We start from the raw sequence: 17851 nt of genomic DNA, 5'->3' as shown, positions 1-17851 counted from the left end.
GCTGGTTACCGATCAGCGCATAAGGCGTCTTGGTTTCCGACCAAGACAACAAACTCGGCTATGATACCACGGCACCGCGCGTCCCACAAAAGGTTCACGGTCTTTGCGTTGTGCATCGCGCCCAAGGCACGGCAGACGACACGACGAATCGCGGCAAACGGGCGCCTTTGCCCCTTCTCCCATGTTGCAGACGTGTAACGCCGCAGCAAAGGTGCCCTTTTTTGCGCCAGACAGGTACAATGATGAACACTGTACCGTAGCGGAGCGCCCCGCGCGCGCCGCAATCACGCGAAAGGGTTTCCCATGGCCGAGATCTCGTCCTCCCGTATCGTCATCACCGTCCTTGGCAAGAACCGCCCCGGCATCGTCGCCGGCGTCACCCGTGTCCTAGGCGAGGCCAACGTCGACATCCGCGACATCACGCAGTCCATTATCGAGGACATCTTCACCATGACCATGCTGGCCGATACCGCCGAGTCCAAGCTCGACTTCGCCGAGCTGCAGAAGGCGCTGGCCGAGGCCGGCGAGCTTTCGGGCGTCAACGTGTCCATCCAGCGCGAGGACGTCTTCAACTTTATGTACCGCCTGTAGCGAGCAAGCCGCTGGGGATAGCCTGACGCGCGCATGCCCATGCAAGTCACCCCGATGCGGCCCGGAGAGGAGCGCGCATGGCCTACGACGCCAAGAAAATCTATTACCGCTTCGACGACCACCTGAGCCGCCTGGTCTTGGATTACGAAGCGAGCCGCCAGATTTCGCCCGAAAGCGAAAATCTCTACTATGGCCTGCCGACTGACCCTTATGACGAGGGCCTATTTGTTGAGCACAATGTCAAGCGCGGCCTGCGCAATGCCGACGGCTCGGGCGTGGTCGCGGGCCTCACTCGCATCTCGGATGTGCACGGCTACAACAAGGTCGACGGTAAGGTCGTGCCCGATCAGGGCAAACTCACGCTTCGTGGCTACAGCATCGAGGATCTGGTCAACAACGCCCAGGCCGAGAACCGCTACGGCTACGAAGAGGTCGCCTATCTGCTCATTACGGGCTCTCTGCCCACCAAGGAAGAGCTTGACGGTTTTTGCGGACGTCTGGGTGCTTTTAGGCACCTGAGCGACGAATACGTCCGCGAGTTCCCCATGACCACGGTGTCGTCGAGCATCATGAATGTGCTTCAGCGCGCCGTGCTGCTGCTCTACGCCTTCGACGCCGAGCCCGACGCCATTACACCCGAGCACGAAATCGATGTCGCCATCTCCATGCTCGCCCGTCTCCCCCGCATCGCCGCCTTCGCGCATATGGCCTCGGTCGCCAAGCGCCGCGGCTCCGAGGTTCATGTACCGCATCCCACGCCCGGTCTCTCCACCGCCGAGACCATCCTGCAGGTGTTGCGCGGCGGCATGGCATTCACCCGCGACGAAGCCATGCTGCTCGACGTGATGCTCATGCTGCATGCCGAGCACGGCGGCGGCAACAACTCCACGTTTGCCTGCCGCGTACTGTCCTCCTCGGCCACCGATCCGTATTCCGCCTACGCCGCGGCCATCGGCTCGCTCAAGGGCCCGCGCCACGGCGGCGCCAACGCCAAGGTCGTGTCCATGCACGAGGACATCCGTGCACATGTCTCCAATTGGGAGGACGAGGACGAGGTCGCAGCCTACCTGGGCAAGATTCTCGACAAGCAGGCCTTCGACGGCACGGGTCTCATCTACGGTATGGGCCACGCCGTCTACACCCTGAGCGACCCGCGCGCCGAGGTCTGCCGCCACTACGCACGTTCGCTCGCTGCCAAGAAAGATCTGGGCGAGGAATTCGCGCTCATCGAGCGCATCGAGCGCCTGGCACCGCAGGTGATGCGCGACCACGGCATGACCAAGCCTATCTGCGCCAACATCGACCTGTACACAGGCTTTATCTACAAGATGCTCGGCGTACCCGAGACGCTTTTTACGCCGCTATTCGCCGTCGCCCGCATGGCCGGCTGGTCGGCACACCGCATGGAAGAGCTCTTCTGCGCGCACCGTATTATTCGCCCGGCCTATCGTCCGGTGATCGAGCCGCTGGAGTACAAGCCGCTCGCCGACCGCTAGGACGCAGACCGTTATAGAACTCGAGCGTGGTCAGGGCATCACCGCCCTCGGCCACGCTTTTTATGCCAGCAGAAAGGGCTGCATCGAATGATTGTTTTTTCCGATATGGATGGAACGCTGTTGACGAGTGACAAGCAGATGAGCGACGCCACCTGGGCGATGCTCGACGAGCTCGCACGTCGCGGCATTGAGTTTGTACCGTGCACGGGACGTCCGCTGTCGGGCATCTTTGAGCCCATCCTCGCCCATCCCGCCGTACACTATGCCGTCTGTGCCAATGGCGCCAGCGTCTGGCAGCTCGACGACGATGTGTCCACCGATACCTCGCGCGCAACGCGCATCTTGAGCCGACCGCTCGATTGCGGCATTGCCCATCGCATCCACCGCATCGCCGCCGGCCACGATGTGACCTTCGATATCTTCGCGGATGGGCAGTGCTTCCTCCCCCGCTCGCTCTACGCGCGTCTGGATGAGTTCTGCGGCGGCGACCCCCACATCGCGGCTTCGCTCAAGCGCACACGAACACCGATCGACATGGATATCGACAGCAAGATCGACGAGGTCGAGACGCTCGAACGCATCGCCATGTACTGGCACGACCCGGCCGATCGCGACGCCATCGCGGCGGAGCTCGACACGCTCGGAGGCATTGAGGTCACGCGTTCGTACGCCATGAATATCGAGGTCATGGGCGAGGGCGCCACCAAGGGAACGGCCCTCACGTGGCTATGCGAGCACCTGGGCGAGCGTCTCGCCGACGCTTGGGCGTTCGGCGACAACATCAACGACATCCCCATGCTGCAGACAGCGGGCCACGGCATGGCCATGATCAACGGCGAACCCGAAGACCGCGAGGCCGCCGACGCCATCACCGAATACGACAACGACCACGACGGCGTCGCCCGCACCATCATGGCCGCCCTCGCCTAGCAGCATCAACCCGGCAGGGTAGCTAAGTAGTCGTTGGGGACACTCCTCGCGGGGCGCCGCAAAGACTGTCCCCGGCTGCCGACAGAAAAGGAACGTCTCCATCTGCCGAATTAGGCGAGACTCTCCAGCACGCGACGGAGCTCCTGCTGAACGGCGTGGTCGCGGTTGCAGCCTACGACGCGATCGGCAACCGCTTTGAGCGCGGGGCGCGCGTTTTCCATCGCGCAGCCCGTGCCGACAAAGCGAATGATCTCGTAGTCGTTCATCGAGTCGCCAAACGCCATGACCTCGTCGCGTCCAATGCCGTAGTGTTCCGCGAGCTGCGCGATGCCCGAGGCCTTCGACACACCGGGCTGCATAGCATCGATCCACGCGTTGCCCGAAGGCGCAAAAGTAAAGAGCTGACCAAGTTCGCGCTGTAGCACGTAGGCGCTGTCCATAACGACACCGTCATCGCAAAAGATACTCGCCTTGATGATATTTACGCTGGGATCGGGCAGCTCCCAAATACGCTCGGCATTGGGAAGGTCCTTATCGACCTCACGCACGAACTTGCACTCGTCATCGAGCAGGAAGGACTTGGTTCGGTCAAAGAGCGCAAGATGCAGATTGGGAAACGTCGCGACTGCTTGGGCGAGCTTTCGAATCGCCAGGTGCGAATACACCTCACGGTCTACCATTTTGCCGTCGGCGTAGACTTGGGCACCGTTAGCGGCGACAAAGTCCATCTTGTCGCGAACGGGCGCAAAGAACTCGCACAGGCGATCGTAGCGGCGACCTGACGATGCGGCAAAATGCACGCCATGCTCGTGTAGCGCCAGAATCAGTTCGTAAGTCTCGGGAGGCACCTGGCCGTTTTCGTCAAGCAGTGTGCCGTCCATATCGGATGCAATCAGTTTAAACATAGAAAAGCTCCCTTCGGGCCTGTTGGAATCGAACGCGTATCCAATTCCAACGTACCCAAAGGGAGCTCAGGTAAGACTCCGCGGGCGCAAACGTTACAAGGACCTAGCAAATAGCTCACGCGCGTCAGAGGTCCCACGGTCGCAGCGCCAGGCAACACGTCAAAGAGTGTCGCAGGCGACTAGACGTTTAAGAACGTCCCCGATGACTAGTCGGCGTAGGTGAAGGTTGTGACGTCGAACATGCCCTCGGGGCGGATGCGGAGCGTCGGGATAACCGGCAGGGGCAGGAAGATGATGCCCATGATGGGGTCGAGCGGCGGCTCGATGCCCATGGCGCGCGCCTTGACCATAAAGTCGTCGTGCTGCGCGGCGACATCCTCGGCCGTGCCTTCGCTCATCAGGCCGCCGAGCGCCAGCGGGATGCGCGCCACGACCTCGCCGTTGCGCACCAGTACGTGACCGCCCTGGCCCACGGCCTCGACGGCAGCCATCATATCGGCGGCATTGTCGCCCACCACGCATACGTTGTGCGAGTCGTGACCGATCGTCGAGGCGATGGCACCGCCTGTGATGGTGAAGCCACGCACCCAGCCGCGACCGATATGCTTGCCGACAAGACCCAGGCCCGCAGGACCATCACCGTCGGCGCCCTCGGCCTGCAGCGACACGCCGCGGCCATGGCGCTCGATCAGCATAATGCGGCGCAGGCCCTCGGCACTCTCGGGGCGAACCATACCCGTGATGGCCTTACCCGGCACCACGTCGATCACGGCCTCGCCCGGCTTAAAGGCATAGTCGAACACGTCGAGCGAAAGCTTCGGCAGCTTAACGGAGGCGCGCAGCTCGTCGGCAAGGGCCGCAACCTCGGCCATCTCGGGTGCAATCTCGCCCACAAAGGTACCGTCCTGCGCCACCAGGGCACCGGCGGCATATACGCGATGCGGAGCCGTGGCAAACGTCAGGTCATTGAGCACCAGCAGGTCGGCACGCTTGCCCGGGGCGATGGCGCCGCGGAGCTCGTGCGGGTCGCGGCAGCCGTGATCCAGGCCAAACGCCTCGGCCGTGGAGAGGGACGCCATGGAGATGGCGACCACCGGGTCGATGCCGGCCTCGATAGCCACGCGGCAGGCATTGTCGATCATGCCGGTCGAAAGCGCGTCGGAAGGGGCGCGGTCGTCGGTCGCAAAGCAGCAGCGGCGGGCACGGGCGGGGTTTTCCAGCAGCATCGGCGACAGGTTGGCCAGGTCATGGCTGCACGTACCCTCGCGCAGCATCACGTACATGCCGCGAGACAGCTTGTCGAGCGCCTCCTCGGGAATCGTCGACTCATGGTCAGCGATAATACCTGCTGCGGCATAGGCGTTGAGGTCCTTGCCGGCAACGAGCGGGGCGTGACCGTCAACCTGTTTGGACGGCGTCTGGTTGGCAGCGTCGATACGAGCGCAGGTCTCGGGATCGGCCATAAAGACGCCCGGCAGGTTCATCATTTCGCCCAGACCAAAGACATCGCCCGGATGCTCGGCAAAAAACGCCTGCATATCAGCAGCGGTGATGACGGCACCGGCCTGCTCGTCGGGCAGCGCGGGCACGCACGAAGGCATCATGTACTTGATGGAAATAGGAGCGCGACGACCGTCCTCGATCATAAAGCGCAGGCCGTCCAAGCCAGAAACATTAGCGATCTCGTGGCTGTCGGCAATAGCGGTGGTGGTACCGCGCGTCGCCGCCATGCGCGCATACTCGGCAGGGCGGATGTTCGAAGACTCGATATGCAAGTGTCCGTCAATAAAACCGGGGGCAAGATAGCGGCCCTGGCAATCGATGACCTCGGTCGCCTCGTAGGTGCCGGCGGCATCGTCGCGACCATCGTAGAGCACACCGACGATCACGCCATCCTTGACGGCAACGCTACCGGGCGCCACGCGCTGACCGTACACATCGACAATCTGTGCGTTGGCAAACAGCGTGTCAACGGGCACGCGACCCTCGGCGGCCTCGATCACAGACCTCATGACCTCAACGGACATACATACTCCTTTAACCGTAGAAAAAAGCTGCGGAGCGGACATGCCTTCACCGCAGCAAACCAATAGCCATTGTATGCCCAAAAGGAGGCCGCCGATAACACCCCTTCCGCTTAACGGCACTGCCAAATGATCCCTTGGGGACGGAGGAAAACGGATCACCGGGCCAAACCGACCCCCTCGGTGATCCGTTTTCCTCCGTCCCCAAGGGATCATCTAAAAAGGCCGCAGTCGGGAATCCCGGCTGCGGCCCTATTGCACATGTTAGGTTGACCTACTTGCTAGACCAACTTAAAGCCCTTGCGCTTGCCCACGGAGAGGGTGTCGCCCAGCTTGAGGGCGCTGGGGTCGATGTTGTAGCTCTTGGGAGCCACGGCCTTGCCGTTGATCTTGACGCCGCCGCCGTCGATGTCGCGACGGGCCTGGCCGGCGCTGGCCGAAAGGCCCAGGTCCTTGAGCAGGCCGGCGAGGTAGATCTGGCCCTCGTCGTTAACAGTCAGCTCAATGTGCTTCTCGGGGAAGTCGGCGAGCTGGCCCTCCTTGAACACGCGGTCGAACTCGGCCTGAGCCTCGTCGCCTGCACCGGCGCCGTGGTAGGTGTCGCACAGGTCGCGGCCCAGAGCGCGCTTGAGCTCATAGGGATCGGCGGAGCCGTCGGCCAGGGCAGCGTCGATCTTGTCGACCTCGGCCGGGGTGAGCGAGCTCGCCAGGCGGTAGTACTTGCCGATCATCTCGTCGGGGATGGACATGGTCTTGCCGAACATATCCTTGGGCGCGTCGGTCAGGCCGATGTAGTTACCGTAGGACTTGGACATCTTACGGACGCCATCGGTGCCCTCGAGCAGCGGCATGGTGAGCGCGATCTGTGGCTCCATGCCCATCTTCTCCATGAGCTCACGGCCGGCAAGCAGGTTGAAGAGCTGGTCGGTGCCGCCCATCTCCACGTCGGCCTTGATCTGCACGGAGTCGAAAGCCTGCATCACGGGATACAGGAACTCATGCAGGGCGATCGGCGTCTGAGACTGGTAGCGCTTGGTAAAGTCGTCGCGCTCGAGAATACGGGCGACGGTGAACTTGGAGCACACCTGCAGCAGACCGGCCAGATCCATCGACAAGATCCAGTCACCGTTGTGCACGATGGTGGTCTTCTCGGGATCCAGGATCTTCATGGCCTGGCTCACGTAGGTCTCGGCATTGGCCTCGATCTGCTCCTGCGAAAGCTGCGGACGGGTGGAATTCTTGCCCGAAGGGTCGCCAATCAACGCGGTGCCGTTGCCGATGATGAGGGTGACGTTGTGGCCCAGGTCCTGGAACTGACGCATCTTGCGCAGCGGCACGGCGTGGCCCAAGTGCAGATCGGGGCTGGTGGGGTCGACGCCGAGCTTGATGTTGAGGGGCTCGCCCTTCTCAAGCTTCTTGCGAAGGTCGGCCTCGGGAACGATCTGCGCGGCGCCCGAGGTGATGATACGCATTTGCTCGTCAACAGACAGCATTGGGTATCCTCCTTTTGCTATAGCACCCTCGCCGAAAACGGCGGTGCTGGAAGTCCATAAACTCTCTTATGATAACAAACTGACGCGACGCAGCATCTACGACAGGAAAATCCTCGTCCTGCCGCATGCGTCGATGGCAACTGGCAGACGCGTACCGTCACGCTCGACCAGATATCGCACCTGCCGACGACGCAAGCAGTCGCGGCAACGGACCTGCCCCGTCGCATCGGTGGCACAGACGCCCTCGGCGGTCAGCAGGCAGTGCTCGCACACCATGAGCTCGGGACGGTCGGCGTCGACCGGACCCAAGACGCCGGGTTCAGCAGCCAGCTCGGCAATACGCTCCCTATCATTGCTGAGCAGCTCGGCAGGCAAGTATACCCACCCCGCGCCAAGCCCGCGCAGCCAGGCAAGCGTGGCCCGATTGGCACAGAACACCGGCGCCGCCACGTCAAACGCCGTGCCCAGCTCGCGGGCCATCGCCACCTGCCCCAGGTTGCGGCAAACCACACGCCCGGCACGCTGCATAAGCGCCCGAGTCCGCTCGATATCGCCTGCGCGGCACACTTCGTCGAGCACCACCGTCGCATCGGACAGATCCCGCTCATCGCGCGGATCCAAATCCATCAGCTCCCAGGCAAAGACCATTCGAGCAAAAGCCTCATGCTTTGCCGGCTCCGCCGGTCCCGCCAACTCCGTCGGTACACCGCCATCTGCCAGAACGCCCTCAAACGGCAGTACCCCAACGGACTGCTCAACAGGCGCGACCGCATCTGCCTCGACCCGCATGCGCTCCAACACCGTTGCCGTCTGCCCCAGCACGCCGGCACTGCGAATCAGATAGACCTCGCAGCCCGCGTCCACCTTGCGTTTGCAATGCACGACGATGCGCTCTCCCGCAGCGGCGTCCACGGGGCAAGGCACCTGTGGCCAGCGCTTGGGCACATCGGGACGCGCGTCGGCACCCGGGTAAAATCGGATCTCGAGCGTATCGCCCGCCGCCACGGCGGCATCAAGCTCAACCGTCACCTCTTCGTGACCCACCGCCACCAAGTGGCCCACGCGCACGCCCTGGTTGATCGCGCGCTCAAAGCTCATGAGCTCGGCGCCCGAACGACCCCGCAGATACGCATCGGTAAAGCCGCGGTTGAACGACCTTCCCAGCTCGCGCTCAAGCGCCGGCACCGCATCGGCATCCCATGTGCCGTCGCGCAGCATATTGAGCGCCCGACGCCACACCCTCACCACGTTAAAGACGTAGTCGGGATTCTTCATGCGGCCCTCGATCTTGAGCGATGCCACGCCGGCGGCAACAAGCTCGGGCAGATGCGCGATGCCCAGATAGTCACGCGGACAAAGCAGGCGATCCCCTTCGACAGCGACAACACTCTGCCCCGCCTCGTCCACCAGGTCATAGGATAGACGGCACGGTTGCGTGCAATCACCGCGCATCGCAGAGCGGCCACGTCGAAGGGCAGAGAACCCGCACGCACCCGAGTATCCAATGCAAATAGCGCCGTGGCAGAACACCTCGATGGGCACGCCAGTAGCACAAAGCGTCTCAATCTCTGCAACGCTCAGCTCGCGCGCAGTCGTCACGCGCTCAACGCCCAACTCCTTGGCAGCCAACCGCACGGCACCCTCGCTATGAGCGCCCGCCTGAGTGGACAGGTGAATCTCGACCCCCGGAATCGCCGCACGAAGCGCACAGGCCAGCCCGGCATCGGCCACAATCAACGCATCGGCACCCAACGCGCGCGCATGCGCCCCCAACGCCACGGCGTCGGCAAACTCATCATCGAACACGAAAACGTTGAGCGTCACGTACACACGCACGCCATGGGCATGGGCCACGGCACAACCGCGCGCGAACTCATCATCGCTAAAGCCATGCGCGCTCACTCGAGCGTTGAATCCGTCCAGCCCCGCATAGATGGCATCGGCACCCGCCGCAATCGCCGCGAGCATCTGGTCGAGCCCGCCAGCAGGCGCCAGCAGTTCGGGCAGCGCCACTTCAGCCGCCGCCAACTCGCTTTCGCATTGTTCGCTCGATTCCGTCGCCCAAATCGCCATCGGCAAACTCCTTACCAAGGTATGCAATCACTCTGTTAATTGCCGTCAACCAGCATACACGAGGCCTCGCGCGGCCCGATTGGTTTATCGTGTAATAACTTATGTCCATCCTGCCCGACGCATACCCGCCGCCTGGCACGACATACTTGGAGGTCAATATATGGGTCCTCGCCAACGACAGGGACACGGTCGCTCTAAGACGCACGCCCTGCCCGTCATCCTGCTCTCGCTTTTGGGCTTTTTGCTCATCGCGGGCGTAGCATTTGGCATCGGCATGATCGGCAACGTCAACCGCTGGCTGTCCGACCTGCCCGACTACACCGACGCCAACGCCTATCTGGTCAGCGAGCCTACCGAAATTGTTGACTGCAACGGCAACAAGATCGCCAGCTTCTATACGCAAAACCGCAAGTCCATCACCAAGGACCAAGTGTCCCCGTACGTGCTGCAGGGCACCGTTGACGTTGAGGACGAGCGCTTCTACGAGCATGGCGGCATCGACCTCTGGGGCATTGCACGCGCATCGGTGGCAACCCTCACCGGCGGCCACGAGGGCGCATCGACCATCACCCAGCAGCTGGTTCGCAACACCATCTTGCAGGAGGAACAATTCGACTCGACCATCGAGCGTAAGGTGCGCGAGGCCTATATCGCCATCAAGATGGAGGATATGTACTCCAAAGACGAGATCCTCATGATGTACCTCAACACCATCTACTACGGCCATGGAGCATATGGCATCGAGGCCGCCGCCGAGACCTATCTGTCCAAGACCGCCGCCAACCTCACCCTGAGCGAGGCCGCGCTGCTCATCGGCCTTCCCAACTCGCCCTCGCAGTACGACCCCACGGTTAATCCCGACTTGGCGCTGTCCCGCCGCAATAAGGTTCTGGACAACATGCTGCGTCTGGGCCACATCACGCAGGAAGAGCACGATGCCGCACAGGCTGAGCCCATCACGCTTAACGTGACCGAGATTTCGGGCAGTGGCGTCGATGTGTACTCTCAGCCCTACTTTGTCTCCTACGTTAAGCAGCTGCTTGAGCAGGAGTTCTCCACCGACGTGCTCTTTAAGGGCGGTCTGACCGTCAAGACCACCATCGACCCCACCATGCAGCAGGTGGCCGAGGAGGCTGTGCGCTCGCAGCTCGACACGCTTTCGCTCGACGGCCTGGACATGGGCATGGTCGTCGTTGACCCCAAGACCGGCTACATCAAGTGCATGGTAGGCGGCTACGACTACAACGCCGACGAGAATCACGTGAACCACGCTACGGCAAAGCGCCCCGTGGGCTCCACGTTTAAGGCCTTTACGCTGGCAACTGCCATCCAAAACGGCATGAACCCCAACGTCACCCTCAACTGCAACTCGCCGCTCAAGGCCAAGGGCACCACGACCGAGGTGCAAAACTACGGCAACCAGAGCTATGGCAACATCACGCTCAAGCAGGCAACGGCATACTCATCCAACACCGGCTACATTCAGGTGGCCGAAGCCATCGGCAATGACAAGATCATGTCGCTCGTCAAAAAGCTCGGCATCGATCCCGCCAAGGACAATATTGAGGACGTTCCCGTCATGACGCTCGGCACCGGGTCCATCTCACCGCTCGAGATGGCATCTGCCTACGCAACGTTTGCCAACGGTGGCTACTACCGTCAGCCCATCGCCATTACCGAGATCGACTCGCGTACCGGCTCGGTTCTGTACCAGCACACCGACAATCCCACGCAGGTGCTCACCGAAGGCGAGGCTGCCGCGGTTACCGATGTTCTATCCGGCGTCATGCAGGGCAGCGGCACGGGTGCCGCCGGCGCGCTGAACGTCAACCAGCCCTATGCCGGCAAGACGGGCACCACTGACAACACCACCAACCTGTGGTTCTGCGGCTTCACGCCGCAACTGACATGCGCCCTGTGGACCGGTTATTCCGCAGGCGAGATTCCCATCCAAAAGTACGGTTCGGACCTGCTGGGCGACAGCACCAACCTGCCCGTCTTTAAGAAGTTCATGAACACCGTTCTTGCGGGCACCGAGCGCGAGGAATTCCAGACCGGAACGGCTCCCACGTACAAGAACAATAACGTCTGGAAGTTCTACGGCACAAACAACAAAAAGAAAGACGAAGAGGATAAAGACGAGGAAAAAGAAGAGGAAGAGACCACGACCACCACAACGACAACGACAACCACGACCACTGAAACCCCGGGCGGCAACACCACCGGCGATAGCGGTACGACAGGTGGCGACGGTGGCACGGGTGGCAATGGTGGCACGGGTGGCGACGGTGGCACGGGTGGCGACGGTGGCACGCCGACGCCTACCCCCGATCCTACGCCCACGCCCGACCCCTCTACGGGCCAGTAGACGCAAAGCGGCATCTGACACCAAGGCGCCCGAGCAGCACGTACGCTGCTCGGGCGCTTCTTTATTTCGGCAGATGTCACAAGATGCCACGACGGCCCCGGCTGCAGGACCGATAGAGCAACGGGTGCCGGCATGCAAAAGAGCGCTGACCTTCGTCAACGCCCTCGGCAATTACCTATAGCAACAATCGGCACAGCAGCAGTGCCACGCATCCCCTACTTGTGAGAGTTACTCAGCTTGTTGATGAGCGCCTCAAGGCGTTCGCCGTCCTCGGCCGTCTGCGCAATGACTAAGATCGTGTCGTTGCCGGCAAGCGAGCCGAGTACGTCGGGCAGCTCCGCGGCATCGACCGCTGCGGCAATACCAGAAGCCGTACCGGGCTGCGCCTTGATCATAACCAGATTATCGGTGCGCAGTACGCCGGTAACCAGCTCGGAAACCATGCGCTGCAGATGCAGGTCCTCGGCAAGGACATAGATGCCCTCGGGGAGCTTACGCAGTCCCATGTCCGCGATGTCGCGCGAAACGGTCGCCTGCGTGCAATCGAAACCCATGGCGCGAAGCTCGTCTACCAAAACGCGCTGCGTACGTACGTCCTTATTGCGAACAATATCTCTGATGGCATCCTGGCGCCCATTGCGTTTTTTGGCCATACAAAACCTCACTCCAAAAGATGGCGGAGACAATCACTTAGTAATTGAATAGTTTAGCGCTATTTGAGGGTTTTAGTGAATAAGAACGCATTTCGAAACAATTCCATGCAATTTATTTCGAAAATCACGCTACTGGACAGTCCTGACGCCCGAACGATTGAAAAAGGCCGCCAGATGCGTATACAACGCACACCGCATAGGCTTGGCACTAGCTATCGAACCATAGAGCAGACCTAAGCCCCGATGATTGCCCTTAAGAGCCACAACCATCTGACGGGTACGCTGCGCTTCGAGCATATCATGCAAACGGGCCGAACGCTCTATTGAAGACACCCCATGGGGGCTCAGACACAAATTTTCGATGCAGGCAACCAGGCCGGCGTAGTAATACCGCTGGCAGACCTGCTTCAACTGATCGCCACCGCCCGCGACGGCAAGCGAGTCGGCAAGCCTGTCGAGCGCCCCGATATCATCAGAAAGCCTGGCAAACATCGTGGGGTCAAACGTCTCCGTAATCGACGGCGCCACTGCATGAAAACGGGCACGGCCACATCCCGAAACGCGCTTTGCCTGCGAAAGCGCGAACGTCAAAAAAGACACCGTGCGAAACGCATCGCCATGCGCAAGGCACGCCTCAAAAAGGGCGCGATCATACAGCACGCCAGAGGTCTGTCGGATTAAACCACAGGAAACCAATTGGGTCAGGCAAGCCGCCCGGTCCTCATCTTCAGAAACGGATGTCGCGTCCAAAACTCGGGAATGACGTTCGCGGTGAACATCGTAGCGATCGAGCGAAACAGAGGGAAACACGATGTCAGCAGAAGCGTCGCAGGAGCTTTCGACCATCTGCGAAAGGGACTGCGGCGCAAACCACTCATTGGCATTCATCGCAATGATCTGGGAGCCGCGCGAAGCCGCAAAGCCGGCACGCAGGCAGGCACCAGGCGCTGGGTCCTCAACATCAATCAAATCAATATGAATGTCCCTGTCGGCGGCAACTTCGAGCGAATGGCGCACACCGGCTACCACGCCGCGGCAAACGACGACAATTTGCAAATCGTAGAGGTCTTGGTTTTGGATGCTCTCGAGTGCGCGCATCGCATAGCTGGGCGAACCCTCAACAATCAGGATCACCGAAAGTCGCGGATGCGAACCACGTCGAACCAAGTTTTCCGTCCTCTCGACAGCTAGTAACAAACTGTCGTTCATGGTACACCCCGTTAATTAATGCGGGCGGTCGCCCGTCGCGATGCACGTCAAGAACAGATGTTGCACACGCCCCGCCCACAGGCGCCGCACACAAAGATCGCCGTCAGGCAGCCACTTCCCTAATCGAGCACCACAAGCTCGGCGGGGTCGTAGTCCACGCCCATAAAGGTAAGACCGCATGCGGGCGCCGTAGGACCGGCAGCGGAGCGATCGCAGGCATCAATTACCTCGCGCATCCACTCGGGATCGCGGCGATGCATGCCGATCTCGACAAGGGTGCCCACAATGGTTCGAACCATCGAATGCAAAAACGCATTGCCCTCGATGGTAAACGTGAGGATGTCCTCGCCAAAGGCGACCTCATGGCCAAACTCGGCACGCATTACGCAGCGGTGCGTAGGTTTGCCCACGGCAGAAGCGACCTTGCAAAAGCTCTTAAAGTCCTGCTCGCCCAAAAGCGCAGGGCAGGCGGCCGCCATCGCATCGACGTCGAGGGGATAGCGATGCCACCACACTGCACCGCGTGACAGCACGGGTCGCGCATCACGGTCGGCGATGCGATAAGTGTACGTGCGAGAACGCGCGTCAAAACGTGCAGAAAAGCCTTTACGGGCCCTGTAGACCTCGTTTATGGCGATATCTTTGGGCAGCAGAGCATCCATAGCCCGCAGCCACCTACGGCGCGTCAAGGCGAGCTCAGCGTCCGTTACGGGCACGCTGATGTATTGGGCCACCGCATGCACGCCGGCATCGGTACGTCCCGCGCACGTCAGATCGATTGGGCGACGCAGCAACGTCTCGATTGCACGGCGCAACTCACCCGCAACCGTCGTCTGGCCCGGCTGCTCGGCAAATCCGCTATAGGAGGAGCCATCATAGGCCACACGAAATACAAGGGTGGCGTCGAGCTCGGGGGTCGAATTGAAATCAGACGGCGCAGTCATGGGCGCTCCCTACAAACAAGCAACGGTATTGCGACAAAAAAAGAGGGGTACGCGAACGTACCCCTCGAATATAGCCTATGCAGACGGAATGTCTACTCAGCAGTCTCCTCAGCAGGAGCCTCCTCGACAGCCTCGACCTTCTTGGGAGCAGCGGCCTTCTTGGGGGCCGGAGCAGCCTTCTTGGCCTTGGGCGTGCAAGGCTCGGTGACGAGCTCCATGATAACGATCGGAGCGTTGTCGCCCTTGCGGTTACCGAGCTTCATGATGCGGGTGTAACCGCCGTTGCGGTCCTGCCACATGCCCTGAGCAGCCTTGTCGAAGATCTCGGCAACGAGCTGCTTATCGCCGAGCTTGGCGATAGCCAGACGACGAGAGTGCAGGTCGCCCTTCTTGGCCCAGGTGATGATCGGATCGACGACCGAACGCAGCGCCTTAGCGCGGGTCTCGGTGGTCTTGATGCGGTCGTTCTCGAAGAGGGCCTTAGCAAGGCTCTTCTTCATGGCCTTGGTGTGGCTCGCATCGGTGCCGAGCTTCAGGCCCTTCTTAACGTTGTGACGCATGGTCTAGTTTCTCCTCAAATATGCGAAGCATTAAGCCTTCAGGCTCAGGCCCATGGACTCAAGCTTGTCCTTCACTTCCTCGATCGACTTAACACCGAAGTTACGGATGTTGAGCAGATCGTTCTCCGAGAACTCAACGAGCTGACGGACCGAGTGAATGCTGGCGCGCTTAAGGCAGTTGTAGGAACGGACGGAAAGGTCCAGATCCTCGATCTGCTTGTCCAGCTCAGCGTTGTCGTTGGTGACCTCGGGAGCGAAGATCGAAGCCTCCTCCTCGACCTCGGGGGTCTCGGCAAGGTTCATAAAGGCGGCCATATGCTGGTTGATGATATTGGCAGCCTGGACCACGGCGTCGCGCGGGGCGATGGAACCGTTGGTCTCGATCTCGAGGACAAGGCGGTCGTAGTCGGTATGCTGACCGACACGGCAAGCCTCAACGAGCTTGGCGCAACGGGAAACCGGCGAGTACAGCGAGTCGACGTGGATCACACCGATGGGATCGTTGTCGCGCTTGTTGGCCTCGCCAGAAACATAGCCGCGGCCATAGCCGATGCGCATGCTCATGGTGAGATGGCCGCCCTCAGTGAGCGTAGCAATGTGCTGCTCGGGGTTGACCAGCTCAAACTCGGACGGAATAAAGAAGTCCGCACCGGTGACCTCGCAAGGGCCGTCAACCGAGATGGTGGCGGTTGCCTCGTCGGTCGTGCCGAGAGCCCTGAAGACAAGACCCTTGACATTCAGGACGATATCGGTGACATCCTCGACCATGTTAGGGATGGTCATGAACTCGTGCTGCGCACCATCGATCTGAATGGCCTCGACGGCGGCACCCTCGAGCGAGGACAGAAGAACACGACGAAGCGAGTTACCCAGCGTATCGCCGTAGCCACGCTCGAGCGGCTCGACGGAGACACGAGCAGAGGTCTCGTTGATCTCTTCGACCTGAACCTGAGGCCTAATGAATTCTGACATGTATTACCTCCAGCCTCAGCAGCCCGGATGGACTACTTAGAGTAGAGCTCGACGATGAGCTGCTCGTTGATATCACCGCTGATCTGCTCACGCGTCGGCAGAGCGAGCACGTTACCAGACAGCTTCTCGATATCGACCTCGAGCCAGCCAGGGACCTCAAAGCGCTCGGAGGAAATCAGAGCCTCCTTGATGGGGAGGAGGTCACGGAACTTCTCGCCGACAGCGACGACGTCGCCGGCCTTGACGCGGTAGGACGGAATGTCCACGCGCTTACCGTTCACGGTGAAGTGACCGTGACGGACGGACTGACGAGCCTCTTTGCGGGTGCGGGCAAAGCCAAGACGGAAGACGACGTTGTCGAGGCGAGACTCAAGGATAATCATGAGGTTCTCACCGGTGACGCCGTTCATCTTACGGGCCTTGTTGAAGTAGCCGTGGAACTGCTTCTCCAGAACGCCATAGATGAACTTGACCTTCTGCTTCTCACGCAGCTGCATGCCGTACTCAGATTCCTTGCGACGGCGCTTGGGCTGACGGATAGATTCCTTCTTGCTGCTGTAACCGAGCTCAGCGGGATCGATCCCGAGCTGACGGCAGCGCTTAAGAACAGGAGTCCTGTCGATTGCCATATTGATACGATCCTTTCAGTTACACGCGGCGACGCTTCTTGGGGCGGCAGCCGTTGTGCGGAATGGGGGTCTTGTCCTGGATGCTCGAGACCTCGAGGCCAGCAGCCTGGAGGGAGCGGATGGCGGTCTCACGACCGGAGCCGGGGCCCTTAACGAAGACAGAAACCTTCTTCATACCGTGCTCCATGGCCTGCTTGGCAGCGGCCTCGGCAGCCATCTGGGCAGCGAACGGCGTGGACTTACGGGAGCCCTTGAAGCCCACCTGGCCAGCCGACTTCCAGGAAATGACGTTGCCCTGGGGATCGGTGATCGAAACGATCGTGTTGTTGAACGTAGAACGAATGTGAGCCTGGCCCACGGAAATGTTCTTACGGTCCGCGCGCTTCAGACGGGCAGCGCGAACGTTCTTCTTAGCAGTAGCCATCTATCTAGCGCTCCTTATTTCTTCTTCTTAGCACCGATCTGACGCTTCGGGCCCTTGCGGGTACGAGCGTTAGTGTGGGTGCGCTGGCCGCGGACCGGGAGGCCCTTGCGGTGACGAAGGCCGCGGTTGCAGCCGATGTCCATAAGGCGCTTGACGTTCTGGTTGCGCTCACGGCGGAGGTCGCCCTCAACCATGATCTGATTCTTATCGATATAATCGCGGATGGCGTTAACCTCATCCTCGGTGAGGTCCTTAACGCGCGTGTCCACGTTAACGTTGCACTCGACGCAGATCTTCGTCGCAGTGGTGCGGCCGATGCCGTAAATGTAGGTCAGACCGATCTCAACGCGCTTCTCACGCGGGAGGTCGACACCATTAATACGGGCCAACGTAGTCTCCTCTCTTAACCCTGACGCTGCTTATGACGGGGGTTCTCGCAAATGACGAGGACCTTGCCATGGCGCCTAATGATTTTGCACTTATCGCACATCTTCTTGACCGAAGGACGTACCTTCATCGTTCTTCCTTTCGGTAGCGCTCAAACTACTTCCCTACTATCTACTCGCCCAGCCGCAGGCGT

The 17851-nt window shown here is 60.8% G+C and carries 17 protein-coding genes; 4 read left to right on the top strand and 13 right to left on the bottom strand.

Annotated features, from left to right (window positions below):
* The first annotated feature begins 303 nt into the window (after positions 1-303).
* The 3 genes from DW823_RS00595 (at position 304) to DW823_RS00585 (ending at position 3017) form a co-directional block, all read left to right on the top strand.
* Entirely contained in the window at positions 304-591 is a 288-nt protein-coding gene (locus DW823_RS00595; RefSeq protein WP_006235289.1) for an ACT domain-containing protein, read from the top strand.
* A gap of 77 nt (positions 592-668) precedes the next feature.
* Positions 669-2087, top strand: coding sequence for a citrate synthase (locus tag DW823_RS00590; RefSeq protein WP_118079450.1), 1419 nt, complete (start codon positions 669-671; stop codon positions 2085-2087).
* A gap of 87 nt (positions 2088-2174) precedes the next feature.
* On the top strand, positions 2175-3017 hold the full coding sequence (locus tag DW823_RS00585) for a Cof-type HAD-IIB family hydrolase (RefSeq protein WP_118079448.1): 843 nt from the start codon (positions 2175-2177) through the stop codon (positions 3015-3017).
* Positions 3018-3127: 110 nt separating this feature from the next.
* On the opposite strand, the gene DW823_RS00580 is transcribed toward DW823_RS00585, so the two are convergent.
* The 4 genes from DW823_RS00580 to DW823_RS00565 all read right to left on the bottom strand — a co-directional run bounded on the left by DW823_RS00580 (position 3128) and on the right by DW823_RS00565 (position 9512).
* On the bottom strand, positions 3128-3922 hold the full coding sequence (locus DW823_RS00580; protein ID WP_118079446.1) for a Cof-type HAD-IIB family hydrolase: 795 nt from the start codon (positions 3920-3922) through the stop codon (positions 3128-3130).
* 206 nt (positions 3923-4128) lie between these two features.
* Positions 4129-5949 (bottom strand): adenine deaminase, encoded by a 1821-nt coding sequence (locus DW823_RS00575; RefSeq protein ID WP_118079444.1) that lies wholly within the window; start codon positions 5947-5949, stop codon positions 4129-4131.
* Between the two features lie 278 nt (positions 5950-6227).
* On the bottom strand, positions 6228-7439 hold the full coding sequence (gene tyrS / locus DW823_RS00570) for a tyrosine--tRNA ligase (RefSeq protein WP_118079442.1): 1212 nt from the start codon (positions 7437-7439) through the stop codon (positions 6228-6230).
* A gap of 96 nt (positions 7440-7535) precedes the next feature.
* Positions 7536-9512, bottom strand: coding sequence for a U32 family peptidase (locus tag DW823_RS00565; RefSeq protein ID WP_118079440.1), 1977 nt, complete (start codon positions 9510-9512; stop codon positions 7536-7538).
* 160 nt (positions 9513-9672) lie between these two features.
* Here DW823_RS00565 and DW823_RS00560 point away from each other — a divergent pair, with 160 nt between their 5' ends.
* A complete protein-coding gene (locus tag DW823_RS00560) occupies positions 9673-11880 on the top strand; it encodes a transglycosylase domain-containing protein (RefSeq protein WP_118079438.1) in 2208 nt (735 codons plus the stop codon).
* Positions 11881-12095: 215 nt separating this feature from the next.
* On the opposite strand, the gene DW823_RS00555 is transcribed toward DW823_RS00560, so the two are convergent.
* The 9 genes from DW823_RS00555 to rpmJ all read right to left on the bottom strand — a co-directional run bounded on the left by DW823_RS00555 (position 12096) and on the right by rpmJ (position 17788).
* Entirely contained in the window at positions 12096-12533 is a 438-nt protein-coding gene (locus DW823_RS00555) for an arginine repressor (protein ID WP_022094272.1), read from the bottom strand.
* Positions 12534-12662: 129 nt separating this feature from the next.
* On the bottom strand, positions 12663-13742 hold the full coding sequence (locus DW823_RS00550; RefSeq protein WP_118079436.1) for a glycosyltransferase: 1080 nt from the start codon (positions 13740-13742) through the stop codon (positions 12663-12665).
* 119 nt (positions 13743-13861) lie between these two features.
* Positions 13862-14686 carry a tRNA pseudouridine(38-40) synthase TruA gene (gene truA / locus DW823_RS00545; protein WP_118079434.1) on the bottom strand — a complete coding sequence of 275 codons (825 nt, stop codon included), beginning with the start codon at positions 14684-14686 and terminating at the stop codon, positions 13862-13864.
* A gap of 92 nt (positions 14687-14778) precedes the next feature.
* The gene (rplQ, locus tag DW823_RS00540) at positions 14779-15246 is read right to left on the bottom strand and encodes a 50S ribosomal protein L17 (RefSeq protein WP_006235277.1); all 468 of its coding nucleotides are present in this window, start codon (positions 15244-15246) and stop codon (positions 14779-14781) included.
* Between the two features lie 30 nt (positions 15247-15276).
* On the bottom strand, positions 15277-16218 hold the full coding sequence (locus DW823_RS00535) for a DNA-directed RNA polymerase subunit alpha (protein WP_006235276.1): 942 nt from the start codon (positions 16216-16218) through the stop codon (positions 15277-15279).
* 32 nt (positions 16219-16250) lie between these two features.
* Positions 16251-16847 carry a 30S ribosomal protein S4 gene (rpsD, locus tag DW823_RS00530; RefSeq protein ID WP_006235275.1) on the bottom strand — a complete coding sequence of 199 codons (597 nt, stop codon included), beginning with the start codon at positions 16845-16847 and terminating at the stop codon, positions 16251-16253.
* Positions 16848-16866: 19 nt separating this feature from the next.
* Positions 16867-17271 carry a 30S ribosomal protein S11 gene (rpsK, locus tag DW823_RS00525; RefSeq protein WP_006235274.1) on the bottom strand — a complete coding sequence of 135 codons (405 nt, stop codon included), beginning with the start codon at positions 17269-17271 and terminating at the stop codon, positions 16867-16869.
* Positions 17272-17285: 14 nt separating this feature from the next.
* A complete protein-coding gene (gene rpsM / locus DW823_RS00520; RefSeq protein WP_022094275.1) occupies positions 17286-17660 on the bottom strand; it encodes a 30S ribosomal protein S13 in 375 nt (124 codons plus the stop codon).
* A gap of 14 nt (positions 17661-17674) precedes the next feature.
* A complete protein-coding gene (rpmJ, locus tag DW823_RS00515; protein WP_006363204.1) occupies positions 17675-17788 on the bottom strand; it encodes a 50S ribosomal protein L36 in 114 nt (37 codons plus the stop codon).
* Between the last annotated feature and the right edge of the window lie 63 nt (positions 17789-17851).

It is taken from the genome of Collinsella sp. AM34-10 (assembly GCF_003469185.1).
GTDB lineage: Bacteria > Actinomycetota > Coriobacteriia > Coriobacteriales > Coriobacteriaceae > Collinsella.
Note: the sequence above shows the minus strand (reverse complement) of the source record. Positions and strands in the feature narration are given on the sequence as shown.